The organism is uncultured Halopseudomonas sp. (assembly GCF_963977355.1).
Taxonomy (GTDB): Bacteria; Pseudomonadota; Gammaproteobacteria; order Pseudomonadales; family Pseudomonadaceae; genus Halopseudomonas.
In genome coordinates, this window is record NZ_CAXBOV010000013.1 from 93,647 (window position 1) to 119,496 (window position 25,850).

The 25,850-nt window shown below is 57.3% G+C and carries 23 protein-coding genes; 12 read left to right on the plus strand and 11 right to left on the minus strand.

Annotation, left to right across the window (positions count from 1 at the left end):
* The first annotated feature begins 2 nt into the window (after positions 1–2).
* The 7 genes from pilW (at position 3) to der (ending at position 7,560) form a co-directional block, all read left to right on the plus strand.
* Positions 3–767, plus strand: a complete 765-nt coding sequence (pilW, locus tag AAC076_RS09080; protein WP_339844680.1) for a type IV pilus biogenesis/stability protein PilW — start codon at positions 3–5, stop codon at positions 765–767.
* Complete coding sequence (locus tag AAC076_RS09085; protein WP_339844682.1) at positions 764–1,768, plus strand: RodZ family helix-turn-helix domain-containing protein; 1,005 nt, start codon at positions 764–766, stop codon at positions 1,766–1,768. Before pilW ends, AAC076_RS09085 begins: the two co-directional genes overlap by 4 nt.
* 12 nt (positions 1,769–1,780) lie before the next feature.
* Positions 1,781–2,893, plus strand: a complete 1,113-nt coding sequence (gene ispG / locus AAC076_RS09090) for a flavodoxin-dependent (E)-4-hydroxy-3-methylbut-2-enyl-diphosphate synthase (RefSeq protein WP_339844684.1) — start codon at positions 1,781–1,783, stop codon at positions 2,891–2,893.
* Between the two features lie 15 nt (positions 2,894–2,908).
* Entirely contained in the window at positions 2,909–4,186 is a 1,278-nt protein-coding gene (gene hisS, locus AAC076_RS09095; protein WP_339844686.1) for a histidine--tRNA ligase, read from the plus strand.
* A 37-nt stretch (positions 4,187–4,223) separates the two neighbouring features.
* Positions 4,224–4,865 carry a tetratricopeptide repeat protein gene (locus AAC076_RS09100; RefSeq protein WP_339844688.1) on the plus strand — a complete coding sequence of 214 codons (642 nt, stop codon included), beginning with the start codon at positions 4,224–4,226 and terminating at the stop codon, positions 4,863–4,865.
* Between the two features lie 32 nt (positions 4,866–4,897).
* On the plus strand, positions 4,898–6,010 hold the full coding sequence (gene bamB, locus AAC076_RS09105; protein ID WP_339844737.1) for an outer membrane protein assembly factor BamB: 1,113 nt from the start codon (positions 4,898–4,900) through the stop codon (positions 6,008–6,010).
* Positions 6,011–6,105: 95 nt separating this feature from the next.
* Positions 6,106–7,560: a ribosome biogenesis GTPase Der gene (gene der, locus AAC076_RS09110; RefSeq protein ID WP_339844692.1), complete on the plus strand. Its 1,455-nt coding sequence runs from the start codon at positions 6,106–6,108 to the stop codon at positions 7,558–7,560.
* A gap of 72 nt (positions 7,561–7,632) precedes the next feature.
* On the opposite strand, the gene AAC076_RS09115 is transcribed toward der, so the two are convergent.
* The 4 genes from AAC076_RS09115 to xseA form a co-directional block, all read right to left on the minus strand.
* A complete protein-coding gene (locus AAC076_RS09115) occupies positions 7,633–8,748 on the minus strand; it encodes an alkene reductase (protein ID WP_339844694.1) in 1,116 nt (371 codons plus the stop codon).
* Positions 8,749–8,924: 176 nt separating this feature from the next.
* Positions 8,925–10,595 carry a 2-isopropylmalate synthase gene (gene leuA / locus AAC076_RS09120; protein ID WP_339844696.1) on the minus strand — a complete coding sequence of 557 codons (1,671 nt, stop codon included), beginning with the start codon at positions 10,593–10,595 and terminating at the stop codon, positions 8,925–8,927.
* Between the two features lie 691 nt (positions 10,596–11,286).
* Positions 11,287–12,120, minus strand: a complete 834-nt coding sequence (locus tag AAC076_RS09125) for a peptidoglycan DD-metalloendopeptidase family protein (RefSeq protein ID WP_339844698.1) — start codon at positions 12,118–12,120, stop codon at positions 11,287–11,289.
* Between the two features lie 2 nt (positions 12,121–12,122).
* Positions 12,123–13,505 (minus strand): exodeoxyribonuclease VII large subunit, encoded by a 1,383-nt coding sequence (gene xseA, locus AAC076_RS09130; protein ID WP_339844701.1) that lies wholly within the window; start codon positions 13,503–13,505, stop codon positions 12,123–12,125.
* Between the two features lie 124 nt (positions 13,506–13,629).
* Between xseA and guaB the strand changes: the two genes are divergently transcribed.
* The 3 genes from guaB (at position 13,630) to AAC076_RS09145 (ending at position 17,343) form a co-directional block, all read left to right on the plus strand.
* The gene (guaB, locus tag AAC076_RS09135) at positions 13,630–15,099 is read left to right on the plus strand and encodes an IMP dehydrogenase (protein WP_339844703.1); all 1,470 of its coding nucleotides are present in this window, start codon (positions 13,630–13,632) and stop codon (positions 15,097–15,099) included.
* Between the two features lie 126 nt (positions 15,100–15,225).
* On the plus strand, positions 15,226–16,806 hold the full coding sequence (gene guaA / locus AAC076_RS09140) for a glutamine-hydrolyzing GMP synthase (protein ID WP_339844706.1): 1,581 nt from the start codon (positions 15,226–15,228) through the stop codon (positions 16,804–16,806).
* Between the two features lie 63 nt (positions 16,807–16,869).
* On the plus strand, positions 16,870–17,343 hold the full coding sequence (locus AAC076_RS09145) for a DUF4112 domain-containing protein (protein ID WP_339844709.1): 474 nt from the start codon (positions 16,870–16,872) through the stop codon (positions 17,341–17,343).
* Between the two features lie 46 nt (positions 17,344–17,389).
* Here the strand turns inward: AAC076_RS09145 and AAC076_RS09150 are convergent, their stop codons facing one another.
* The 5 genes from AAC076_RS09150 to AAC076_RS09170 are packed head-to-tail and all read right to left on the minus strand — an operon-like array spanning position 17,390 to position 21,405.
* Positions 17,390–18,019 (minus strand): ABC-type transport auxiliary lipoprotein family protein, encoded by a 630-nt coding sequence (locus tag AAC076_RS09150; RefSeq protein ID WP_339844711.1) that lies wholly within the window; start codon positions 18,017–18,019, stop codon positions 17,390–17,392.
* On the minus strand, positions 18,016–18,951 hold the full coding sequence (locus AAC076_RS09155) for an MlaD family protein (protein ID WP_339844713.1): 936 nt from the start codon (positions 18,949–18,951) through the stop codon (positions 18,016–18,018). The genes AAC076_RS09150 and AAC076_RS09155 overlap by 4 nt, the downstream gene beginning before the upstream one ends.
* Entirely contained in the window at positions 18,951–19,763 is an 813-nt protein-coding gene (locus AAC076_RS09160) for an ATP-binding cassette domain-containing protein (RefSeq protein WP_339844716.1), read from the minus strand. Before AAC076_RS09160 ends, AAC076_RS09155 begins: the two co-directional genes overlap by 1 nt.
* On the minus strand, positions 19,760–20,896 hold the full coding sequence (locus tag AAC076_RS09165; protein WP_339844718.1) for an ABC transporter permease: 1,137 nt from the start codon (positions 20,894–20,896) through the stop codon (positions 19,760–19,762). The genes AAC076_RS09160 and AAC076_RS09165 overlap by 4 nt, the downstream gene beginning before the upstream one ends.
* Before the next feature lie 56 nt (positions 20,897–20,952).
* Positions 20,953–21,405, minus strand: a complete 453-nt coding sequence (locus AAC076_RS09170) for a DUF1043 family protein (protein WP_339844719.1) — start codon at positions 21,403–21,405, stop codon at positions 20,953–20,955.
* 202 nt (positions 21,406–21,607) lie between these two features.
* On the opposite strand from AAC076_RS09170, the gene AAC076_RS09175 reads away from it, so the two are divergent.
* Positions 21,608–22,231 carry an alpha/beta fold hydrolase gene (locus AAC076_RS09175; protein ID WP_339844721.1) on the plus strand — a complete coding sequence of 208 codons (624 nt, stop codon included), beginning with the start codon at positions 21,608–21,610 and terminating at the stop codon, positions 22,229–22,231.
* A gap of 87 nt (positions 22,232–22,318) precedes the next feature.
* Positions 22,319–23,410 (plus strand): cell division protein ZapE, encoded by a 1,092-nt coding sequence (gene zapE / locus AAC076_RS09180; RefSeq protein WP_339844722.1) that lies wholly within the window; start codon positions 22,319–22,321, stop codon positions 23,408–23,410.
* Between the two features lie 66 nt (positions 23,411–23,476).
* Here the strand turns inward: zapE and AAC076_RS09185 are convergent, their stop codons facing one another.
* Together AAC076_RS09185 and AAC076_RS09190 are read right to left on the minus strand one after the other, a co-directional pair.
* On the minus strand, positions 23,477–24,487 hold the full coding sequence (locus AAC076_RS09185) for a GlxA family transcriptional regulator (protein WP_339844725.1): 1,011 nt from the start codon (positions 24,485–24,487) through the stop codon (positions 23,477–23,479).
* A gap of 174 nt (positions 24,488–24,661) precedes the next feature.
* Complete coding sequence (locus tag AAC076_RS09190; RefSeq protein WP_339844727.1) at positions 24,662–25,702, minus strand: NADP(H)-dependent aldo-keto reductase; 1,041 nt, start codon at positions 25,700–25,702, stop codon at positions 24,662–24,664.
* Positions 25,703–25,850: the final 148 nt, after the last annotated feature.

Genomic DNA, 25,850 nt, shown 5'->3' on the forward strand with positions numbered 1-25,850 from the left:
TGATGAACAGAATGATGATCGCGGTAATATTGCTCACAGCCTTCACCCTCAGCGGGTGCGTAACAACCAGTGATCAGCCGCAGAAAAACAAGCCTGATCCGGATGCCGGGCGTGATGCTTATATTCAGCTGGGCCTGGGCTACCTGCGTGAAGGCGAAACTGAAAGTGCGAAGGCGCCGCTGAGTGAAGCGTTGAAAATAGACCCTCGTTCGGCCGCGGCGCACCTGGCTTTGGCGATGGTGTTCCAGCAGGAAGGTGAAACCACCTCGGCGGACAAGCATTACCGGGATGCACTGGCCAGTGAGCCAGACAATCCCCGAATATTGAACAATTACGGAGTTTTTCTGCTCAGTGAAGAGCGTTATCAGGATGCGCTCGGTTACTTCCAGCAGGCCGCCCAGGACAACCTGTACGGTGAGCGCTCCAGAGTCTTTGAAAACATCGGTCTGACTTATCAGCGGATGAATCAGCCGGAGGAAGCCAAGGCGAGCTTTGAACGGGCTCTGCGCTTGAATAGCCGGCAACCTCTTGCGTTGCTGGAAATGGCAAAGATCGAGTTCGCCCAACAGAATTACGTCCCGTCATGGGACTACTATCGCAGTTTCACCCAGTTTTCCGGGCAGAATGCAGCCAGCCTCTGGCTAGGTATTCAGCTGGCACGTAGGTTTGAAGATCACAATCGCGCTGCAAGCTACGCTCTGCAGTTGCGCCGCCTGTATCCCACAAGTCCGGAAGCGCAAGCATTGAAGGCAGCAGATCAATCATGAGTACAGAGCAGCGAGATGCGATGCCGCCAAATGGTGAATTTCGGCCCGATGACGGAAGGATGGCCCATCCGGGCGCGACGTTGCAGGCAGCACGCGAAGCCAAGGGTCTGAGTACTGCAGAGGCTGCGACCAGTTTGCGGCTTCCAGAGAAAATACTGGTCCACCTGGAAGCCGGACGGTTCGATCAGCTGCCCGGTGATACGTTCGCACGGGGCTATGTACGCAGTTATGCACGTTTGCTGGGTCTGGACGCCAACCGTCTGGTGCTTGAATATGACAGGTCCCGCGGTATAGAGGTGCGTGAGCGTCAGGTCAGCGGCATCGACAAGATGGCCAGACCGGGCAAGGCAGGCGGCATGCTCGTGACCTGGACAACCGTCATTGTTGCGGTGGCCATTGTCGCTTCGATCCTGCTGTGGTGGTACGACAGCCAGCCGACACGATCTGTTGATGATGTGTCCGATATTGCCAGCCAGGTTCTTGACGAAGTTGAAGTGGACGCCATGGCGCTGCCCGAGGATTTTGCCTCGGAGCCATTGTTGTCCGAGGATGCCTCTATCGCGATGCCAGGCCCGCTATCTTCAGTGGTGGATGCTGAAGGAAATACCCAGGAGCCAGCTGCACAGGACGATTCTGCATCCTCCGAGGAGGGTACAGCGACCGGCGCTGCGGAGCCGCAGGCAGCAGTTGAACAGCCTGCGCGCGCTGCCGTTGTCGATCAGGAGGCCGTTGTGGAGACTGCAGAGCAGCCATCAACGACAGGCAGAGGTTTGCGGATGCAGTTCAGTGGCGACTGCTGGGTACAGGTGACGACCCCCGGTGGCGAATCTCTGCACAGCAGCTTGATGCAGTCAGGTCAATCACTGTCGATCGATCATCAGGGGCCTATCGATGTAGTGATAGGTGCTGTTGAGGCTGTTTCGACTATCGCCTTCAATGGCGAGCCAGTGAACACGCAAAGCGTCCGCGAGTCAGGCGTGGTACGCCTGCGGTTGGGCTGAAGGAGCAACGCGATGCATCACCAATCCCCTATCAAACGTAGAGTGTCGCGCCAGATTCGTGTCGGATCGGTACTGGTCGGCGGCGATGCGCCTATTTCTGTTCAGAGCATGACCAATACCGAGACCTGTGATGTGGCCGCTACGGTTGCTCAGATCAGGCAGTTGGAAGCAGTGGGTGCAGACATTGTAAGAGTGTCGGTGCCGAGTATGGAGGCTGCGGAGGCCTTTGGCGAAATTCGCAAGCAAACTGCCATGCCGCTCGTTGCCGATATTCACTTTGACTACAAGATTGCTCTGCGCGTTGCCGAGCTGGGCGTGGACTGCCTGCGGATCAATCCGGGTAATATCGGGCGCGAAGACAGGGTACGTGCAGTTGTTGATGCAGCGCGTCACAACGGCATTCCGATTCGTATCGGTGTAAACGCGGGTTCGTTGGAAAAAGACCTACAGAAAAAATACGGTGAGCCTACGCCTGAGGCCTTGGTGGAGTCAGCATTACGCCATGTCGAGTATCTCGACAAGCTCGACTTCCAGGACTTCAAAGTCAGCGTGAAGGCCTCCGACGTGTTTATGGCCGTGGGCGCCTACCGGCTGCTGGCGGCCCAGATCGATCAACCTTTGCATTTGGGTATAACCGAAGCCGGAGCGTTGCGTTCGGGAACGGTCAAGTCAGCCGTTGGCCTGGGCATGCTGCTCGCTGAGGGCATCGGGGATACCATTCGTATTTCCCTGGCCGCTGATCCGGTGGAAGAGATCAAGGTAGGTTACGACCTGCTCAAATCCTTGCGCCTGCGCTCGCGGGGCATCAATTTCGTCGCTTGCCCAAGCTGCTCTCGGCAGAATTTCGATGTGATCAAGACCATGAACGAACTTGAAGCGCGCCTGGAGGATGTTGTCGTGCCTCTGGACGTAGCGGTGATTGGTTGCGTGGTCAACGGACCGGGCGAAGCAAAAGAAGCTGATATTGGTCTTACAGGCGGCTCACCCAACAATCTGATCTACGTTGGCGGCACCCCGAATCAGAAGGTCGATAACGTTAATCTGGTTGATACGCTGGAAAAGCTCATACGAGACAAGATTGCCGCCAAACAGGCGCTGGAAGCCAACACCATCGCCCGTGGCTGATTAAGGAAAGATGCATTGAAGACCCTGCAAGCCGTGCGCGGCATGAACGACGTTCTGCCCGCCGACAGCGCCCTATGGCAATACTTCGAAAGAACTGTGGCGGATCTGCTAAGTGGCTATGGCTACCAGCAGGTGCGTATGCCGATCGTCGAGCCTACGGAGCTGTTCAAGCGTTCCATTGGCGAAGTGACCGATATTGTCGAGAAAGAGATGTACACCTTTGCTGATCGCAACGGCGATTCGCTGACCTTGCGTCCTGAGGGCACGGCGGGCTGTGTGCGTGCCATGCTCGAGCACGGTCTGTTGGGTGGCGGAGTAAGCCAGAAGGTCTGGTACGCAGGTCCGATGTTTCGTCATGAGCGACCGCAGAAGGGACGGTATCGTCAGTTCAATCAGATTGGCGTGGAAACCTTCAATATCGCCGGACCGGATATTGATGCAGAACTGATCCTGTTGAGTTGGCGGCTGTGGAAGCAGCTGGGCTTGCAGGACGCGGTTACGCTTGAACTCAACAGCCTGGGGAGCAGCGAGGATCGCGCTCGTTACCGCGATGAGCTGGTGGCTTACCTGCGTGAGCGTTTCGATCAGCTTGATGAAGACAGTCAGCGTCGTCTGGAGAGCAACCCGCTGCGGGTGCTCGATAGCAAGAATCCCGATACCCAGGCCCTGTTGGCCGATGCGCCTCGCCTGGCCGACTTTCTGAATGCAGAGGCTCGCCTGCACTTCGAAGGGCTACGTGCATTACTTGATGCCGCTGGCGTGCCCTATGTTATTAATCCGCGACTGGTTCGCGGGCTGGACTATTACGGGCTGACAGTGTTCGAATGGGTGACTGACAAGCTGGGCGCTCAGGGTACAGTCTGCGCGGGTGGTCGCTATGATGGTCTGGTCGAGCAGTTGGGTGGCAAGCCGGCGTCGGCTGTTGGTTTTGCCATGGGTATTGAGCGTTTGCTGCTTCTGATTCAGACACTGGATCTTGTCCCGAGTGCGCTGGCGCGTCAGGTGGATGTTTACTTCGTTACGCTTGGCGAGGCGGCTGCGGTAGCCAGTTTCAGACTTGCTGAGCAGCTGCGTGAGGCCTTGCCGGGTATTCGTCTGGTGGTGCATTGTGGCGGCGGAAGCTTCAAGAGCCAGTTCAAGAAGGCCGACAAGTCCGGGGCACTCTTTGCGCTTATTCTAGGCGAAGACGAGGCGGCGGCAGAGCAGATCGGAATCAAACCGCTACGCAGCGATGCGCAGCAGGAAAATATTGCCTGGCACGAGCTGCCGGCGCGTCTTCAACAATTATTATAAGCGGAAGAAGCCGCTTAGTTCAGGCAAGGAGTCTGGGGTGACGTACGAGACAGAAGAAGAACAGGTAGAGAAGATCAAGGAACTGTGGAAAAAGCACGGCGTTCCTCTGCTTACTGGTGTCGTAATTGCCCTGGCTGGCGTATTCGGCTGGCAGGGCTGGGGTAATTACCAGGACAACAAGGCAGCCAACGCTTCGGCGCTCTATCAGTCCATGCTGGAATCGGTATTGGGGGATGGAGGTACCGAGGACCGTGCTCGCGGTGCAGAACTCGCCGAGCAGATTCGTGAAGAGTACAGCGGCACGCGCTACGCGCAGTTTGCGGCATTGATGCAGGCGCGCCTGGCAGTAGAGGCAGAAGATCTGCCTGCGGCTGAAGCCCTGCTGAACGAGGTTGTTGGTGATGCAGGTGACCCGGTAATGGAAGAGGTTGCCCGTCAACGTCTGGCCCGTGTATTGGCTGCACAGGATCGCGCCGAAGAGGCGCTTGAGCTGCTGACCGGTGAAGTGTCCGGTGCGCTGTTGGCAAGCCGGGAAGAGGTTCGAGGTGACTTGTTGCTGGAGCTTGGTCGCGAAGCCGATGCCCGCACTGCCTATCAGGCTGCACTGGCAGCGCTTGAAGATCCCCAGGCACGCCCGCAATTACAGTTGAAGCTCAATGATCTGGCGGAGGAAGTCTAGTGAACCTGAAGTTCCCGTATTTGGCTATCACCATGGCAGCCGTGCTGTTTGCAGGTTGCAGTGGTTCCGGCAAAAAAGAGCTCGCTCCGGCAGAGTTGCAGGATTTCACCGCTGAAGTGGAGCTTGAGCGTAACTGGAAGCGGAACATCGGGGCTGGCCAGGGCAAGCTGTACAACCAGCTGATGCCGTCGCTTGATGGTTTGACACTTTATGCAGCTGACGCCAAGGGCCGGGTAGTTGCAATGGACCGGGATACCGGCGATGTGAAGTGGCAGGTCAAGCTCGACGAGCGCGTTTCGGGTGCCGTCGGTACCGGTGGCGGGCGCATCATGGTCGGCACACTGGACGGTGATGTTATCGTTCTTGATGAAGAAGACGGTTCGGAAATGTGGCGTGCACGGGTGTCGAGCGAGGTTCTCGCGCCGCCGCAGACCAACGGTGATGTCGTCGTGGTTCAGACCCTGGATGACAAGATTACCGCTCTGGATATCAGTGATGGCAGTCAGCGCTGGGTCTATGAGTCCAGCGTTCCGGTACTGACCCTGCGGGGGCACAGTACTCCTTTGATCTCGCGCGGTCGGGTTTTTGCTGGTTTGTCCAGCGGACGCGTTGTTGGTCTAGCGGCTGATTCCGGTTTGCCGATCATGGAGGCGCGGGTTGCTCAGCCCCAGGGCCGTACCGAGCTGGAGCGGATGGTCGATGTTGACGGACTGCTGTTGCTGGTTGACGAAACGCTGTATGTCACCAGTTACCAGGGTGCACTTGCAGCTGTTGATGTGAATACAGGCACTGTTCGCTGGCAGAAAGAGGCGTCAAGCCTGGTTGGAGCTGGTGAAGGTTTCGGTAGCGTTTATGTAAGCCACGCTGATGGCCGGGTTGAAGCACTGGATCGTTCGCGCGGTGAATCTCTTTGGGTTAATGATAGCCTTATGCGACGCAGCCTGACGGCACCGGTAGCGTTCAGCAGCTATATCGCCGTAGCCGATTTTGACGGCTATGTGCATTTGCTGGCCCAGACCGATGGCCGGATGGTCGGCCGGGTACGGGTAGATGGCGCTGGCGTTCGTGCGCCGGCCATCGTGCTCGGCAATACCCTCTATGTGTACGGCAATAGTGGTGATCTGGTGGCGCTCACGCCTCCCTAGTTCCAAATGAAGCTATACTTTCCCGGCCGCTGCCCCCTGAAATGGCGCAGCGGCCGTTTTCGTTTATTGCACGGTAGTCCGTGCGCGGAGTATTCATGGTTCCTGTAATCGCCCTCGTGGGGCGGCCCAATGTCGGCAAGTCCACGTTATTCAATCGTCTGACCAAGAGTCGTGACGCTATCGTTGCCGATGTTGCGGGTCTGACCCGTGATCGCCAGTATGGCGAGGCAACCTGGCAGGGCAAGCGCTACATCCTGGTAGATACGGGTGGTATCAGTGGCGACGAACAGGGTATAGACACGGTCATGGCTGGCCAGTCCCTGCAGGCGATCGAAGAGGCCGACGCAGTGCTGTTCCTGGTCGATTCAAGAGCCGGAAGAACCGCTGCCGACGAGCTGATTGCCCAGCATCTGCGCAAGCGCAATAAACACACCTATCTGATTGCCAACAAGATAGACGGTGCCGACCAGGATTCAATCCAGGGCGAGTTTTCCAAGCTTGGCCTGGGTTCGCCGATCGGGATTGCCGCAGCCCATGGCCGCAACATCAATCCCATGCTTGAGCTGGTGTTTGGTGAAAACGGCATCGGCAGTCTGACCCAGGAGCCACTGGCCGAAGGGGAAGAGGGTAAGGCTCCGCGTATTGTAGAAGCGATTGGTACCAAGATTGCGGTCATTGGTCGTCCCAATGTGGGGAAGTCGACCCTGGTCAACCGGATGCTCGGGGAGGACCGGGTGGTGGTATTCGACCAGGCGGGTACCACCCGTGACACCATCTATATTCCCTACGAACGTTATGAAAAACCATACACGCTGATCGATACTGCGGGTGTGCGCAAGCGCGGCAGGGTCTCGGAAGCGGTCGAGAAGTTTTCGGTAATCAAGGCGTTGCAGGCGATCGAGGATTCCAACGTCGTCATCTTTGTCATTGATGCCCGTGAGGGTGTTGTGGAGCAGGATTTGCACCTGTTGGGCTTCGTGCTGGATGCTGGACGAGCTCTCGTTATTGCCGTGAACAAATGGGACGGCATGGATGAGCGGGAGAAGGAATACGTCAAAATCGAATTGCAGCGCCGTCTGATCTTCGCCCAGTTTGCCGATCTGCACTTTATCTCGGCATTGCATGGCAGTGGTGTGGGCCTGCTCTACAAGTCAGTCGACAAGGCCTTTGCCAGCGCGATGACCAAAGTGCCGACCAACCGCATGACCCAGATACTTGAAGACGCCGTGGCCAATCACCAGCCGCCGGTCGTCAACAGTCGCCGCATAAAGCTACGCTACGCTCACCTGGGCGGTTCCAATCCACCGATCATCATTATTCACGGCAATCAGGTGGATAACGTACCCCAGTCTTACACCAAGTACCTGGAGAATACCTTCCGCAAGGTGCTGGGAATGGCGGGCACGCCAATCAGGGTCGAATATAAGGGCGGCGAGAATCCCTTTGCTGATCGCAAGACCGGGTTGACTGATCGCCAGGTGAACAAGAAGCGCCGACTGATGAGTCATCACAAGAAGGAAGAGAAAAAGCGCAAGGACAAGAAGCGATAAGCCTATGGTTGTTGCTGGCGTCTTGGTGCACAAAAAACCCGGCTTGAAAGCCGGGTTTTTTGTGGGCGCTAATCAGGAGTCAGACTGGTCCATGGTTGGATAGTCGGTATAGCCCACTTCTGCACCACCGTAGAGAGTCGCCGGATTGATGTCGTTCCAGGGGGCGCGAGCCTTGATACGCTGCACCAGATCGGGATTGGCAATGTAGGGACGTCCGAAGGCCACCACATCAGCCAGACCGTCTTCAACAGCTTGGGCGCCAGACTCCGCGTTCATGCCGCCAGCCAGAATCAGGCGCCCGTCATACAGCTCGCGCAGGGTTTCGAGAAGCGCGTCGAAACCCTCGTAGACGCCGCCGATCCAGTCAGGGCGGTTGACATGCAAGTAGGCCAGATTGCGTGTGTTGAGCTCACGTAGGAGGTGAGTGAACGTTTCCCTGGGGTCCGCATCGTCCACGCCATTGAATGTGCCCATGGGGGAAATACGGATGCCGACTCGACCGCTGTCGCCTGTGGCGGCAATAACCGCGTCGACTACTTCAAGCACCAGGCGCACCCGGTTCTCGAGGCTGCCACCGTAGTTGTCAGTGCGCTGGTTGCTGTTGGAGCAGAGAAACTGATCGAGCAGATAGCCATTTGCCGCATGTACTTCAACGCCATCAAAGTCGGCATCCAGCGCGTTGTGCGTTGCTTTGGCATAATCAGCAACGATCCGCGGAAGCTCTTCGGTTTCCAGTGCGCGAGGCATCGCGGTTGGTGCCTTGTGATGGCTGCCGTCGGCTTCCTGTACGTAGCACTCGGCTTTGGCTTGGATAGCCGAGGGTGCTACTGGATCGGCACCCTCTGGCTGCAGTAATGGGTGAGAGATACGGCCGACATGCCAAAGCTGGAGGAACATCCGGCCATCAGCCTCATGTACCGCCTGGGTGATCTGCTTCCAGCCGGCAATCTGCTCTGCGCTATGGATGCCAGGAGTCCAGGCGTAGCCCTGACCCTCTGGGCTGATCTGTACAGCTTCGCTGATGATCAGGCCCGCGTTGGCTCGCTGGCGGTAATAGGTCGCGTTAAGCTCGTAGGGTATGTTGCCGGGCTGTTTGCTGCGCTGACGAGTCAGCGGTGCCATGATTACCCGGTTGGGCAGGTCGAGGCTACCCAGGCGAATGGGCGTGAGAAGAGGGGATCGAGACATCTGGTACGACTCCTTGTTGCCTGCTTCAGAGAGAGCAGAAAGTGCCAGTATTATGGGGGCGACATTTCTTTTGACAAGCGCAACGGATTTAACCAGATGTGTCAGGGCAGTTAATCGAATCTATTGAAAGAACACGCGCCGGACGCTGGGCTCGGCGCGTTGTTATCCGTTGATACTCAGGCGGCTTGCGCCTCGGCCTGACGAAGAGCACGGTTCAGGGCGCTGAACAAAGCACGGAAGCTGGCCGTGGTGAGGTTTTCGTCGATCCCGATGCCGTGCAGGGGGCGACCGTTGTCCAGGCGGATTTCAACATAGGCGGCTGCTTTGGCGTTGGTGCCCGAGCCAATCGAATGCTCGTGATAATCCATTATCTCGACTGATACGGGTAAGCCCGCAACAAGCGCCTCAAGGGGCCCTTTGCCCAGACCACGCCAATGCAGTGTGTCGCCCTGGTTCAGAACCTCTACGTCGACGGCGCTGGTGCCGTTTTCTTCCTGCAGTCTGTGCCGGATCAAGGCATAGGGGCTGGTTGCCTGGACATACTCCCGATCCAGGAGCTCATGAATCTGCGCGCCGCTCATTTCGAGGCCGAGGCGGTCGGTTTCGCCCTGTACAACCTGGCTGAATTCAATTTGCATGCGGCGTGGCAGGCTGATGCCATAACCCTGTTCGAGCAAGTAGCTGATGCCACCTTTGCCTGACTGGCTATTGACTCGAATGACCGCATCGTAACTGCGGCCGATGTCCTCGGGATCAATGGGCAGATAGGGCACTTCCCACACTGCGTCGGGTTTGCGTTGGGCAAAACCCTTGCGGATAGCGTCCTGGTGCGAGCCGGAGAAGGCGGTATGGACCAGGTCACCTACATAGGGATGCCTTGGATGTACCGAGAGCTGGTTGCATTCTTCCACTACCTTGCGCACCGCATCAATATCGGAAAAATCCAGCTTTGGGTGGATGCCCTGGGTATAGAAATTGAGTGCCAGAGTAACCAGATCGACATTGCCGGTACGCTCACCATTACCGAACAGGCAGCCCTCGACGCGATCGGCACCGGCAAGCAGGCCGAGTTCGGTGGCAGCTACACCGGTGCCCCGGTCATTGTGCGTATGCAGGCTGATCAGCACGCTCTCGCGACGGCTGATGTGCCGACCAAACCATTCGATCTGATCAGCGTAGTGGTTGGGCGTGGCAATCTCGACTGTTGCCGGCAGGTTCAGAATGACCTTGTTATCGGGTGTCGGCTGCCATACGTCGAGCACGGCATCACAGACTTCAACGGCGAACTCCAGTTCGGTCGAGGTGAAAATCTCCGGTGAGTATTGAAAGGTCCACTGGGTTTCTGGCTGCTCTGCCGCGAGCTGTCTGATCAAGGTGGCGGCGTTGACAGCAATATCGACGACGCCCTTTTTATCCTGATTGAAGACGATCTTGCGGAAGCTGGGCGCCGTGGCGTTGTAAACGTGAACAATCGCTTTCTTGGCGCCGCGTACGGACTCGAATGTACGTTTGATCAGGTCTTCCCGGGCCTGGGTGAGCACCTGAATAGTAACGTCATCGGGAATGTGGCCTTCGTCGATCAGGCTGCGTACAAAGTCGAAGTCGGCTTTGGAGGCAGACGGAAAAGCCACTTCGATCTGCTTGACGCCAACCTTGACCAGGGTCTGGAAGAATTTGAGTTTGCGCGCGGGGTCCATGGGCTCGATCAGCGATTGATTGCCGTCACGCAGGTCGGAGCTGCACCAGATCGGTACTTCGGTAAGCGACCGCGATGGCCATTGGCGATCGGGAATATCTACCGGCTCGAATGCACGATATTTGCTGGACGGATCTTTGAGCATGCTCATGGTCTGCTTCCTCTTCGGCCCGATACCTTGTGGGTCGGGCGGGTACTCAATGGGGTGTTGTTGCAGTGAAAGTTAGCGGTTGGTAATTTTTATTGCAATGGGTGTTTTAAATTTGGCAGGAATAGCTAATAAGTTGCGATATTCGGGTTTCAGATGATTATGGATTGGTGATTTTGGGGGATTGTTGCGTGATTCTTCGAGTGCGATTTGGAAGCGAAAGAGTTCGTTGGGGATAGGTGTTGGTCACTCCCAGTCTTGCGGGATTACGAAAGCCGCCGTGAATCCCTCCCTGGAGGCTTGTCAGAAACGTCCCTGTTTCAGACACTTTCTTCACCCGGCCAGGCTGAGCGCTAAACCAGCATCGGAGTGATGCGGGGTTTGCAGTCCAAATTCAAAACCAGAATTTATCTAACGACCCTATTGAGGGTTCTCTCGCTGGCAACTGATTAGCTAGTAGCAGTGGCAGGCCGAGAGGACTAAGCCGACCGTCGATGGCATGGATGCCATCGTCGAGCTTACAGGGACGTACTTGCAGCGTGTCGGTGTGGACTCTCGGCCTGGGGCTGCCTCACTCGATGTTTCAGACACTTTCTCCACCCCGCCAGGCTTTACGCTCAACGGGTGTTAGCGTGATGCGTATTTTGCTGTCCAAGATCAAAATCCAAACCAGCTTTCCTGCGGACCATAATGGTCATGGCATGAAAGCCCCGATGAAGATCGACGGGTCCACGCGGGTGTTATTGAGACTGACATTCCAGTGCAGATGGGGGCCGGTTGCTCGGCCCGTTGCGCCTACCTTGCCGACGTGTTCGCCGCGGGCGACTTCATCGCCTACCTTCACGTCGATCGCCGATAGATGGCAGAACATACTGATCAGTCCTTGGCCGTGATCAACGAATACCGTTTTGCCGTTAAAGAAATAATCACCCGTAAGAATCACCTGTCCAGCGGCTGGGGCTTTGATCGAAGTGCCGGTGGGTGCGGCGAAGTCCAGCCCGGAGTGGGGGTTGCGTTCTTCACCGTTGAAGAATCGGCGCAGGCCGAAGGCACTGGAAAGGCGGCCTTCCACGGGGCGGTCAAAGAGCAGATTGCTGGGTTGGCGGGCGCTGAAGCGCTTGTAGGCGGTGATCTGTTCGTCCAGCTCACGCTGTATGCGTTTCAGATGCTCGGGATTTGGCGTGACGTGCTGCTGGTTTTTCAGTTTTATGTGCTGTTCGGGGTATTTGCGGTCGGTAACCTTGAAAGCAATGCGTTGTCCGTTGTCAGTCTCGATGTATTCGGTGCCGGGTTTTACGGTTAACGGAATACCTGCGATGGCGATCCAGCGCTCGCCGTCCTCGCGGATCACCAGTAGCGGTTGGTCGCGATATTGCGCTGCAGGAGCATCGGCTTGCTCCGGCAGCGCGACCACAACTACGCCGCCGGGGACTGGCTTGTTTAATAGTCGGGTAATGAAGCCTTCTGCCTGGGCAGGGAAAGAGAACGCTGCCAGACACAATAGAATGAATAGACGCTTGAACGGCATGGTTAATCCAGCAGTGGGAGTGTGTGTGGTGCGTCCAGATTGTCTTCGACGCGCAAGGCCAGGCGACCATCGCTGAGCTGGGCTTCAATGCGCTGGCCCGGTTTGGTGTCGGCTTGGCTGCGCAATGGTTTGCCCTGCTGGTCAAACAGGATGCTGTAGCCGCGGCCCAGCGTCGCCAGGGGACTGACTACATGGAGGGTCTGGACCAGGCTTTCCATACGTTGCCTGCGCTGCTGCAGTGTTTGCGTCATGGCGCGGGGCATTCGCTGATCGAGCTGGTCGAGGCGTTGCCGCAGGAGTGCCAGGTGCCTACCTGGATGCTGGGCCTGCAGACGCGCTTGTAATCGCTCATTGCGCTGACCTATCAGGTTCAGTTGCTGGCGTGCGCTTCGCTTGAGCCGCAGCTCCAGATCATCCAGACGTTGCGCTTGCTGAGTCAGGCGCTCGCCTGGGTGGCGCAGGCGGCGGCGCAGGTTGTCCAGGCGCAGGTGCTCACGGGCCAGGCGGTCGCGCAGGCATTGGCGCAGTTGCCGATGGACGCGTTCGACCTGTTGCAACATGGCTTGCTTGTCGGGGCTGAGCAGTTCAGCGGCCGCAGAGGGTGTAGGCGCACGCACGTCGGCAATGAAGTCGCAAATCGACACGTCGGTCTCATGCCCCACAGCGCTGACTGTCGCGGTTTGGCAGTCGGCCAGGGCGCGAGCAACGATTTCTTCGTTGAAGGGCCAGAGATCTTCCAGAGATCCACCGCCGCGGGCAACGATCAATGCGTCAAAACCTGATCGGTCGGCCAGTTGGAGGGCGCGCACAATTTGCGGTGCGGCGTCACGGCCCTGGACCGGGGTAGGGATTACGACCAGTTCGATGAAGGGTGCGCGCCGGCCAAATACGCTGATGATGTCTCTTACTGCCGCGCCGCTGGGCGATGTGATGACGCCTATGCGTTTAGGGTGCGTGGGTAATGGCCGTTTGCGTTCAGTGGCGAACAGACCTTCTTCCAGAAGCTTGGCTTTCAATGCGTCGAATGCCAGGCGCAGGGCGCCGTCGCCGGCTGACTCCATGCTGTCGACAATCAGTTGATAATCACCCCGGCCTTCGTAGAGGCTGACGCGACCGCGTACCCGTACCTGCAGGCCATCATTCAATGCCAGGCGTACGCGACTGGCATGCTGACGGAAAAAGGCACAGCGGATCTGTGCCTTACTGTCCTTCAGGCTGAAATACAGGTGGCCAGATGAGGGGCGGGCGAGGTTTGACAGCTCACCTTCGACCCAGATCTGCGGGAATACGTCCTCGAGCAGGCTGCGGGCGCGAGCATTGAGTTGGCTGACGCTAAGCACGTCGCGTTCTTTGGTAAGGCGTTGAAACAGGGCGTCATCATTCATGTGCACATCTTAGCCTGCCGAAGGCCTGCAGAGAATAATCAGGTTGTAATGCGATACTCATTGAGCGTAATGCGTGTGGCAGGTATAATGCCCTGCTTCCATTTTCCCGCTCGGGAGCCCTGCTATGCTACGTGTAAGCCAAGAAGCCCTAACCTTTGACGATGTTCTGCTTGTGCCCGGTTATTCCGAGGTCATGCCGAAAGACGTCAGCCTCAAGTCCCGGCTCACCCGGCGCATCGAGCTCAATATCCCCCTGCTGTCCGCTGCCATGGATACCGTCACCGAGGCTCGCCTGGCTATCGCCATGGCCCAGGAAGGCGGCATGGGGATTATCCACAAGAACATGACTGTTGATCAGCAGGCTGCCGAAGTACGCAAGGTGAAGAAATTCGAATCCGGCGTCGTCAAGGATCCGATCACTATCGATGCAGATGCCACTGTTGGTGAGTTGGTCGAGCTGACCCGCGTGAACAATATTTCCGGTGTGCCGGTTCTGTCCAACGGTGAACTGGTGGGTATTGTCACAGCCCGTGACGTGCGTTTTGAAATTCGCATGGAAGCCCTGGTCCGCGAAGTCATGACCGGCAAGGACAAGCTTGTCACTGTCAAGGAAGGCGTTAGCGCCGGTGCAGTGCGCGAGTTGTTGCACCGTCATCGTATCGAAAAGGTACTGATCGTTGATGACGAATTCCGCCTCAAGGGCATGATGACCGTCAAGGATATCGAGAAAGCCCGTGCTTATCCCAACGCTACCAAGGACGACCAGGGTCGGCTGCTGGTTGGTGCTGCCGTGGGTACCGGTGCCGATACACCTGAACGCGTTGCCGCTCTGGCCGCTGCCGGTGTTGACGTGGTGGTTGTCGATACCGCCCATGGCCACTCCCGCGGTGTGCTTGATCGTGTGCGCTGGGTGAAGGACAACTATCCGGATATTCAGGTGGTTGGCGGCAATATCGCCACTGCCGAGGCTGCACTGGCCCTGGTTGAAGCGGGTGCCGATGCAGTCAAGGTAGGCATTGGCCCCGGCTCTATCTGCACCACGCGTATTGTCGCGGGTGTCGGTGTTCCTCAGATCTCCGCCATCGCCGACGTAGCCACAGCGCTCAAGGATCACGATGTGCCGGTGATCGCCGACGGGGGTATCCGTTTCTCCGGTGACCTGTCCAAGGCAATTGCCGCTGGAGCCTCGGTAGTGATGATGGGCTCAATGTTCGCTGGTACCGAAGAGGCACCGGGTGAGGTTGAGCTGTTCCAGGGCCGTTCTTACAAGGCTTACCGTGGCATGGGATCCATGGGTGCCATGTCGGGTAGCCAAGGTTCCTCGGATCGCTATTTCCAGGACTCGAGTGCAGGTGCCGAGAAGCTGGTTCCCGAGGGCATCGAGGGACGCGTGCCTTACAAGGGCTCGCTGGCTGCGATCATCCATCAGTTGATGGGCGGTCTGCGCGCTTCCATGGGTTACACCGGCAGCAGCAACATCCTTGAAATGCGCACCAAGCCGCAGTTCGTGCGCATTACCAATGCCGGTATGAGTGAGTCGCACGTCCACGATGTGCAGATCACCAAGGAATCACCCAACTACCGGGTTGGTTAAGCGACAGCGCGGAGCCTCTGTCACGGCCTGCACAGTCAGGTCATGACAGGGAGCATTCCCGGATCGATCGCTGCAGTCATTATTTTCACTGCTTTTTTGCGCAACCCCCATCAGAGAGCCTGCCCCATGGTCCATCAAGATATTCATGCCCACCGCATCCTGATTCTGGACTTCGGTTCTCAGTACACCCAGTTGATTGCTCGCCGTGTACGAGAGATTGGTGTGTATTGCGAGATTCGTGCCTGGGACATGGACGAAAACGAGATTCGTGATTTCGCCCCCAAGGGCATCATTCTCGCGGGTGGGCCAGAGTCCGTGCCGCTGCCAGGCTCACCTCGCGCTCCCGAAGTCGTATTTACGCTAGGTGTGCCTGTGCTGGGTATTTGTTACGGCATGCAGACCATGGCCGAGCAGCTCGGCGGCAAGGTTCAGGGCTCCGACAAACATGAGTTCGGTTACGCGCGGGTCGACATAGTTGGCAAAAGCGACTTTCTCGCAGGTATTGAGGACCATGTCGACGCGGATGGTCAGTTCAGCCTTGATGTATGGATGAGTCATGGCGATAAGGTCATTGAGCTGCCCGAGAATTTCCAGATTCTGGCCAGCACCCCGAGCTGCCCGATTGCGGCAATGGGCGATGAAAAGTGCCATTTCTATGGCCTGCAGTTTCACCCGGAGGTGACCCATACCCGCCAGGGACAGCGCATGCTGTCGCGCTTCATTCTTGAGCTGTGCGCGTGTGAGGCCCTGTGGACGCCGTCCAACATTGTTGAGGATGCAGTCGCCAACGTGCGGGCGCAGGTTGGCGATGCCAATGTGCTTTTGGGTCTGTCTGGCGGTGTGGACTCTTCGGTAGTCGCCGCGCTGCTGCATCAGGCCATTGATGATCAGTTGACCTGTGTATTCGTGGATAACGGTTTGCTGCGTCTGCACGAGGGTGAGCAGGTGATGGCCATGTTCGCAGAGAACATGGGCGTGAAGGTCATTCGCGTTAATGCCGAAGAGAAGTTTCTTTCCCGGTTGCTGGGCGTTACTGACCCTGAAGAAAAGCGCAAGATCATCGGCCGCACCTTTATTGAGGTCTTCGATGAAGAGGCGACCAGGCTCCAGGGCGTGAAGTACCTGGCCCAGGGCACCATCTATCCAGATGTGATCGAGTCTGCCGGCTCCAAGAACGGCAAAGCCCATGTGATCAAGTCCCACCATAACGTTGGTGGCCTACCGGACGATATGGCCTTCGAGCTGGTTGAGCCACTGCGCGAGCTGTTCAAGGACGAGGTCCGCAAGATCGGTCTGGAACTGGGCCTGCCCTTCGACATGGTCTACCGTCATCCCTTCCCCGGTCCGGGTTTGGGTGTGCGGATTCTCGCTGAAGTGCGCAAGGAATATGCTGACATTCTGCGCCGTGCGGATCATATCTTTATCGAAGAGCTGCGCCGTGCCGATCTCTACCACAAGACCAGTCAGGCCTTCGCGGTGTTCCTGCCGGTGCGCTCCGTGGGCGTTGTAGGTGACGCCCGCCGTTACGAGTGGGTAATCGCTCTGCGTGCGGTAGAGACCATCGACTTCATGACGGCGCGCTGGGCGCACCTGCCTTACGAATTCCTGGAGACCGTATCCAATCGGATCATCAACGAGATCACTGGCGTATCCCGGGTCACCTACGATATCTCCAGCAAGCCGCCAGCGACCATTGAGTGGGAATGATCGGCCATTGGGATCTTATTCGGTATAAGCGGGTCTCACTGTAACCATTGAGTGAGACTGCATATGCGTAATACAGGTAACGAGAAAACCCGAAAGAAGCTGGAACGCCTGGCCTGGTTCCTCGACAGTTCTATCAAGGTGCCGGGCTTCAATGCCCGCTTTGGTCTGGATGGCCTTATAGGCCTCATCCCCGGTATAGGTGACGTCATCTCGGCGTTGATTTCCAGCGTGGTGATCTCCGAGGCCGCGCGCATGGGCGCTTCCAAGGCTTTGATGCTGAAGATGGCGTTCAATATCCTGGTGGATACCGTGGTAGGTGCTTTGCCGCTGGTGGGCGATCTTTTCGATTTTGCCTGGAAGGCCAATAATCGTAACGTGAACCTGCTCAATCAATACCTGGACAGCCCCCGTGAAACGGAGGTCAGTAGTCGCTTTTTTGTCTGGGGGCTGGCTAGCGTACTTCTGGGTTTGGTTGCTCTGGTCGGCTATTTGGTTCTGCTTCTATTCCAGGCCCTGCTCAACCTGGCCGGCGTCTGACCCGCAAAAAGGCCGCGGGCCGCAGCATCAACTGAGCATATATATTTCAGGGGCTTACAGCCCTCCCCGAGAGTTCACTGGCCGTCCAGTCGATCAACCTAGCGGCAAGTTCATCAGAAGCCTTTTTGAAAGCACTCACCACCCCGGGAACGGCCTCAGAGGCCAATGGCTGTTGAGTAATAAAAGTCTTGCCCGCAATAATATTCCGGCTTGTGGGGTCAATCAGTCGGGCGTTCAGTTCGATAAGGGCATAGGGTCCGGAATCTCCGTAGATCACCTGAAAACGTCGCAGGTCGCTGCTCATGTGAATGTCAGCGCTGAAGGCGTTCTCATCCGTGCTCACTGCGGTAAATGCTCCACGTTGCTCGAAGGCCTGCGCCAGATGGTCTCGCAGCAGAGCTGGTGCTGGATCGGTCCAACGCGCGCCCTTGTAGTTCTGCAGCTCGTTACCCCGGGGATTGACTACCATGCGCGGACTACTCAGCACCGAGCCCGCTCTGGGCGTGCTGATTCGCAATGTGAAAGGGACAGGGTCGCCGGAGGCGACGGTCATGTCCGGCGCGGGTAGTTGGTAGATTTTGAGCGACTCGGCTTCCGGGAAGATGGTGCACGCGGAAAGCCATAAAGTACTCAGCAACGAAATACCCGTCAGGAGCTTGCGGTGGGCCTGTTTCATGGTTCGAACTCCTCCATGCTATCGCGACCCAGTATGAAGCGCGTGGGATTATCTTCGAGACGGCGCGTAATGGTGCGTAATGAGCTAAGTGTGGCGCGCAGTTCGTTGATGGCCGGTTCCAGTTGGGAAAGGCCCTGCATACCCGATGTAAAAGCTTCACTGTTATCGTCCAGCAGGCTTTCCAGGGTTCCGCTGGCGCTGGCGATGGATGTCAGTGCTTCCTCGGCCTGATTCAACGTGCGCGCGCCTTGTTGGTTGAGCAGCCTGTCAGCGCTTACTACCAGATCGCTGCTGCGTTCCAGCGTTTCATTGACTTGCTCGCTGGCCTTGGTCAGTTCCGCGAGCAGGCGCGCAAGATCTTCACTCTGGGCTGCAATGCCACCCGTGGCGCGCTCGACGTTGGTCAGGGTACGGCCAATGCTGTCGGCATTCTCATCTGACATGATGCTTCGGGCATTGGACATCAGCTGGTTGACGTTGGTCATGAGATCTTCGCCGTCGGCCAGCAATGAGGAAATAGGCGAGGGCGCGGCAACGATAACAGGAGTCCCGTTGTTACTGGTCAGCAATGGGCTGTTAGGCGTGCCATGACTCAGTTCGATGACCGAGTTGCCGGTTATCCCAGTGAAGGACAGGCGTGCACGAGTGTTTTCCTTGATGGGTACATCGGTACCCACCCGGATTTTCGCAAGGACGCGGCGAGGGTCTTCGGGGTCGAGTTGCAGCGAGTAGATGTCTCCGACCTTGATCCCGCTGTACTGCACAGCACTGCCGCGTGACAGGCCGGTAACTGCCTCTTTGAAGACGACGATGTATTCCTTGTATTCGCGGCTGTTAGCCGCGCTGCCAAGCCATAGTGCGAACACGACGGCAGCGCCGGCAGCGAGCAGCGTAAAGAGCCCTATCAGCACGTGGTGAGCTCGGGTTTCCATCAGCTGTCATACTCCGGCGGGTGTCTGTTACGGTCGGTCGCATCGGCCGCGGCGCGGCCTCTGGGACCATGGAAGTATTCCTGAATCCATGGATCGTCTACGGCCGCTACCCGCTCGAGGGTGTCGGCCACCAGCACTTTTTTCTGGGACAGCACTGCAATTCTATCGCAGATTGCGTAGAGCGTATCAAGATCATGCGTCACCAGGAATACACTCAGACCCAGCGCATCGCGCAGAGTTCGTATCAGCTCATCAAAGGCAGCGGCACCGATAGGGTCGAGGCCGGCAGTCGGCTCGTCCAGGAACAGAATATCCGGATCCAGTGCCAGTGCGCGGGCCAGCGCTGCACGCTTGATCATCCCGCCGGATAACTCTGAAGGATATTTACTCCCGGCGTTGGCATTGAGCCCGGTAAGAGCGATCTTCATCTGTGCCAGGTGTTCGGCGTCTGCGCGATTCAAGCCGCCGTGTTCAATGAGGGGTAAAGCGATATTCTCAGCAACGGTCATTGAGGAAAACAGCGCGCCCTGTTGAAACAGCACACCAAAGCGTCTTTCGTGTTGAGATCTAGCTTCGTCATCAAGCGTCTGCAGGTCTTCGCCGAAAACCTCGACGCGACCCCCGGTGGGGCGGCGCAAGCCCAGAATCGAGCGCAGCAGCACCGACTTGCCGCTGCCTGAGCCGCCGACCACGCCGAGTATCTCGCCGCGATGGATATCCAGATCAAGGTTCTCATGAATCGTCTGCGTGCCAAATTGGTTGAGCAGCCCGCGTACCCGAATCAGCGGGTCGTTATCTGTGGTATCGCTCACCAGCCCATCTCCATGAAGAAGAGTGCGGCCAGGGCATCCACCAGAATAACCACAAAAATGGACTGCACCACGCTAGACGTCGTGTGCTCGCCCACTGATTGGGCGCTGCCCGTGACCTTGAAGCCTTCGAGGCACCCGATCAGGGCGATCAAGAAGGCAAATACGGGCGCCTTTGCCATGCCGACGTAGAAATGCTGAACATCCATGTTCTGCTGTAGCGTGCCCAGGAACATGGTGGGAGAAATGTCCAGAGAGAGCATGCAGACAAGGGCACCTCCCAAAAGGCCTGAAAACATGGCAACCAGGGTAAGAATCGGCAGCGCTATCAGCATTGCCAGCACGCGGGGCAGTACCAGCAAGTCGATTGGGTTGAGGCCCAGGGCGCGAATTGCATCAACCTCCTCATTGGCTTTCATCGAGCCGATCTGGGCGGTAAATGCGCTCGCGGTTCTGCCGGCAAGCAGAATGGCCGTGAGCAATACGCCAAACTCGCGCATGAACGAGAATGCGACCAGATCCACGGTGTAGATGGTCGCACCAAAGCTTTCCAGAATCGTCGCACCCAGAAACGCTACGACTGCACCGACCATGAAGGTCAGCAGCGCTACGATGGGTAATGCATTGAGGCCGGTGACTTCGATCTGTGCGACCAGCGAGGTCAGCCGCCAGTTTCGCGGGCGCAGGATGTTGCGACTAAGGCTGGCAAGTACCAGGCCAGTGAAGCCGAGCAGCTCAATCAGGTGGTGCCAGAAGGTTAGCGTGGCGTCGCCAACGCGAGCCAGAAGGTCGACAATCAGGAGTCCCGGTCTGGCAGGGTGCGGTGGATCGGCTTCTATGGTCTGGGCGACTCGCTGCAGCAGGGTTCCCTGCTTGGAGTCCAGACCTTCACCATGCTCCGCCAATGTTGCCAACAGTTTGGGCCCCAGCAGTTCGGCGAGCAGCTGGGCGCCGGCCGTATCCAGTTTGCCGAGGCCGCTCAAGTCGGCACTCTGTGCGCCAGAAGTCTGGCTATGTTGCTGACCTATTTGCTCGCGCAACACTGCGTAGTGAGCAAGCACCCAGTCGCCGCTGATGATCAGATGCGCCGGGTCCTGCTCACTGCGTTGGAAGAAATGAGGCTCAGCGCCCGACATCTTTATCGGTATCCGCAATTGTAGTTGGTGGCCGTGTCAGGTCACCGCAGGATGCATCAGGACTTGCGGTCGAACCCATAATCTTCCGACAGTGTGCCCGGGCTGTCCTGACCCTTGGGGGCATAGTCGCGCGGAGGCTCAAGGCTGTCGAACAGGGGCTCGCCATTGGGCCTTTTGCGAGAGACAGGAGGCTCTTCCAGGGCGGCCAGCAGACGCTGACGGGTCATTTCATCAGGGGACAGATCCATCGCACCCTGTGAAAGGTGCTCCTGAATCTCCTGATGACTGCGATTAAGCTGTGCTACCAGGCTCGCGGTGGTTTTGAAGTGACTTGAAACTTCCTGCTGATACTCCTCGAATCGCAACTGCAGACTTTCCAGTTGTGATCGGGTGCCGGACGAATACGAACCACTGACGCGCCTGGCTATCTGAGTCAGCACGATGCCGATAATGACGCCAGCTGCCAGAGCAATGGTTACTGCAATCCACAGGTTTTCGCTTGCTTCCACTGTGCTTCCCCTATTGAGCGATTGGGTGTCAGGCCCGCACGAAAGCGGCTTAACAGCTAATGTACTAACGGTAACGACATTTCTCTGCCAAGGCTAGTACCCTTTGGGGGTAGCCTGTATCCGGCAACGCTCAGGGTCTCCTCCACAGGCCCGAATTGCTGCTGGTCGAGGCGATTTAGCGGACATGTTCACGGGGGTATTAATGAGCGACAAACTTGAGGAAAGAATAACCATTGCAGGGCCAGCTGGCCCCCTTGAATTGCTGGTGACACGCGTTGACGATCCGGTGGCACTTGCTGTCATCTGCCACCCGCATCCCTTGCACGGCGGCACAATGGCTAACAAGGTAGTGCATACGTTGATGCGCGCGGCGCGGGATCTGGGCGCCAATGTGGTCAGGTTCAATTTCCGAGGGGTGGGGCGCAGTGGTGGTGAGCATGACGAGGGTAGGGGTGAAATTGATGACTGCCTTGCCATTATTGACTGGGCTCGACTTGACCTGCCTGCGCCCGCACTGTGGGTAATGGGGTTTTCCTTCGGGGGCTATATTGCTGCGGCGGCGGCCAATCGTCTGGACAGTCCACCCCAGAAACTGGTTCTGGTTGCGCCTTCGGTGGAGCGGTTGCCGTTCCCGGAGCTCCTGCCGTTGAAGACGCCGTCCACGGTGATGATGGGTGAAGCTGATGACGTGGTTGCATCTGCTTCCGTTTTCGGCCTGCTAGAGGGTCGAAATGATGTGGAAGTCGTGCGTTTTGCCGACACAGGTCACTTTTTTCACGGACGTTTGCCGGAATTGAAAGGAGCAGTTGAGCAGGCGTTGACGTGAAAGCGTTTTCCATTACATCGTTCAATTGCCAAATGCGATACCCAGGGGGTACAGTTCCGGCCCCCTCAACCTCCGATGGTCAGCAATATGACGCCTATTGATCGTTACCAGGCGGACCTCAAGCGTCCGGATTTCGTTCACGACCCAGCGCAGGAAGAGGCTGTACGCCACTTGCAGCGTCTCTTTGACGACCTGGTCGCTACCGAACAGTCCAGCTCAGGTCTCTTGGACAAGCTTTTGCGTAAAAAGCCAGAGCGAGTAAAGGGGCTGTATTTCTGGGGCGGAGTGGGCCGGGGCAAAACCTATCTGGTCGACACCTTCTTTGACACCTTGCCGATCGAACGCAAGATGCGCACCCATTTCCATCGCTTCATGCAGCGGGTGCATCATGAGCTGAGAGGGCTCAAGGGCGAGAAGAACCCGCTTACCCTTATTGCCAGGCAGTTTGCCGATGAGGCGCGCGTCATCTGTTTTGACGAGTTCTTCGTCTCGGATATTACCGACGCAATGATCCTCGGCACCCTGATGGAAGAGTTGTTCAAGAACGGCGTCACCCTGGTAGCGACCTCCAATATCGTCCCGGACGGTCTTTACAAGAATGGGTTGCAACGCGCCCGGTTTCTGCCGGCCATTGCGCTACTCAATAGTCATACCGAAGTGGTCAATGTAGACAATGGTGTGGATTATCGTTTGCGCGCCCTGGAGCAGGCTGAGCTGTATCACTGGCCGCTGGATGAGGGAGCAGATCTGAGCCTGCGGCAAAGCTTCGAGAGCCTGGTACCCGATATAGAAGAAGTAGTGGAAGGTGATCTGCTGACCGTCGAGAATCGCCCGGTCAAATCGATTCGTGTCTGCGAGGACGTCGGCTGGTTCGAGTTCCGGGAGTTGTGCGACGGCCCGCGCAGCCAGAATGACTACATCGAGCTGGCCAAGATCTTCCACGCGGTATTGATTGCCAATGTGGAGCAGATGAATGCGAGTAAAGACGACATGGCTCGACGCTTCATCAATCTGGTCGATGAGTTTTATGATCGCAACGTCAAGCTGATACTTTCCGCCGAGGTTGAGCTCAAGGATCTCTACACTGGAGGACGGCTGAGCTTTGAATTTCAGCGCACTCTCAGTCGTTTGCTGGAGATGCAATCCCACGAGTTCCTGGCCCGGGCCCATAAGCCCTGAGGGATCACTCCCAGGCCGACCCGCTGGTAATCGGCCCCGGGGTGTGAGTTTCGTCAGAGATGTTGCCTACTGCAGGTTCTGCTGAAACTGCCGGCGGTATTGATTCGGTGAAAGCTCGGTATGCTGCCGGAACAGGCGGGCAAAGAAGCTCGCGTCGTCGTAGCCCACGTCATAGCTTATGGTCTTGATACTGCGCCGGGTGGTGCTCAACAGGTTTTTTGCGGTTTCGATGCGCAGCCGCTGCAGGTAGTGCAGCGGCTTGTCCCCGGTGGCGCCCTGGAAGCGGCGCATGAAATTGCGAATGCTCATGCCGTGTTGGCTGGCCACATCTTCAAAGCGGAATTTGTCCGCAAAATGCTCCTCGAGCCACTGCTGGATCTGCAGGATGGCGACATCCTGATGCAGTTTCTGACCACCAAAGCCAATCACGCCTGGGGTATAGCTGCGCTGGACTTCGTAGAGCGTGTCCCGGGCAACGGCCTGTGCTACCTGACTTCCACACAGTTTCTCGATTAGATGAATTGACAGGTCACAGCCTGATGTCACTCCGGCTGCACAATAGATGTTGTCGGCATCGGTAATGTGTTTGTCGCGACATAGCATTACCTGCGGAAAGCGCTGGGTGAACTCATCGAAAAAGCGCCAGTAGGTTGTGGCCTCGCGACCATCAAGCAAACCCGCTGCTGCTACCCAGAACACACCTGTTGCTTCGGCGCTGATCAGTGTGCCACGGGCATGTTCATCCTGGAGCCAGGGGATTACGCCCGGATAGCGTTCGAGCATCTGATCGAAGTCGCCCCAGAAGGCAGGCAGCATGATCAGTTGGGGACGCAGGGCGCTGAGGGTCGCATCGGTCGCGATACGGTCCTGGCTGAAACTGGTGACGGGCAGGTTGTCCGGAGCCACGATCGAAGTACGAAATCCAGGTGTGAGTCCATGGCCACGGCGGCGGCCGTCACGCAGGCTGGCCATGTGAAAGAAGTCTTTCGCCTGCATTAGCGTAGAGGCGATTACCCCGTCTGTTGCCAGTATCGCCACTTGGCGAAGCGGGGTGAGGGACTGATTGGGCTGGATCATGATTGTTATCGCTTTTATAAGATGAATCGGCCAAATATTGACTAAAGCATCTTATACTCTGGCGCATGTGCCGTGTTTACCACGATAAAAAGCGGGAATGTCTATTGATCGCCAGATTCGGGGTGACACGCCGCCGGATTATATGGTGCGATCCGGCGGCGGAGTTCGCGCCAGTTACGGCGCGGGGTTGGGTTGGCTTTGATGGATCTCGGCGATTGCATCCAGAACACCATCAGGCAAGCCCATATTGATGCTGCTCAGGTTGCGGTTGAGCTGGTCCATATTGGTGGCCCCGATGATGTTGCTGGTGACAAAGGGCTGCCGAGTAACGAATGCCAGCGCCATCTGAGCTGGGTCCAGTCCGTGTTCGCGGGCCAGTCTCACATATCTGGCACAGGCCCTTTCGGCCTGCGGGTTGGTATACCGGCTAAACCGGCTGAAAAGCGTAAGCCGGCCCTTCTCGGGCTGCAGCCCGTTCAGATACTTGCCAGTCAGGGTTCCAAAGGCCAGTGGGGAGTACGCAAGAAGGCCTACCTGTTCGCGCATAGACATCTCTGCCATGCCCACTTCATAGGTGCGGTTGAGCAGATTGTAGGGATTCTGGATCGATGCAATGCGCGGCCAGCCACGGCTTTCTGCCAGGTGAAGGAACCTGCTCACGCCCCATGGCGTTTCGTTGGACAGGCCGATGTGCCTGATCTTTCCTGCCTTCACGAAGTCTTCAAGAACTTCAAGGGTATCCTCAATGGGGGTGATTTCTTCATCTGGATTGTGGCGGTAGCCCAGATTGCCGAAGAAATTCGTGCTGCGGTCAGGCCAGTGTAATTGGTAGAGATCAAGGTAATCGGTACGCAGGCGTTTGAGGCTGGCGTCCAGGGCTGCAGTGAGGTGCTCGCGGTTGAATCTGGTCTTGCCTTCACGGATGTGTGGTAGCCAGTTCCCGGGGCCGGCTACTTTGCTGGCGATGATCCAGTCTTCGCGATTGGCACGTTCGGCCAGATAATGGCCAAGTATCCGCTCGGTTTCTCCGTATGTTTCGCCTTTGGGCGGGACGGGATACATTTCTGCGGCGTCGATGAAATTGACTCCCGCGTCCTTCGCCCGGTCTATCTGGGCGAATGCATCTTTCTGCGTGTTTTGCTCCCCCCAGGTCATGGTGCCGAGGCACAGTGCGCTGACCTTGAGCTTGGTGCGGCCAAGAGGGCGATATTGCATGGGGTGCTCCCTGATAAGGTTGAGTCCGGTTAATAGGCCGTTAGGCTGAGCTAATATGGCATCGATTGTAAATAAGGGTTGTAATTTTTAGCTCCCTTGGCATAATGCCCGCCACTTTCGACAGGATGCCTAGCCTGTCGTTGTTGTT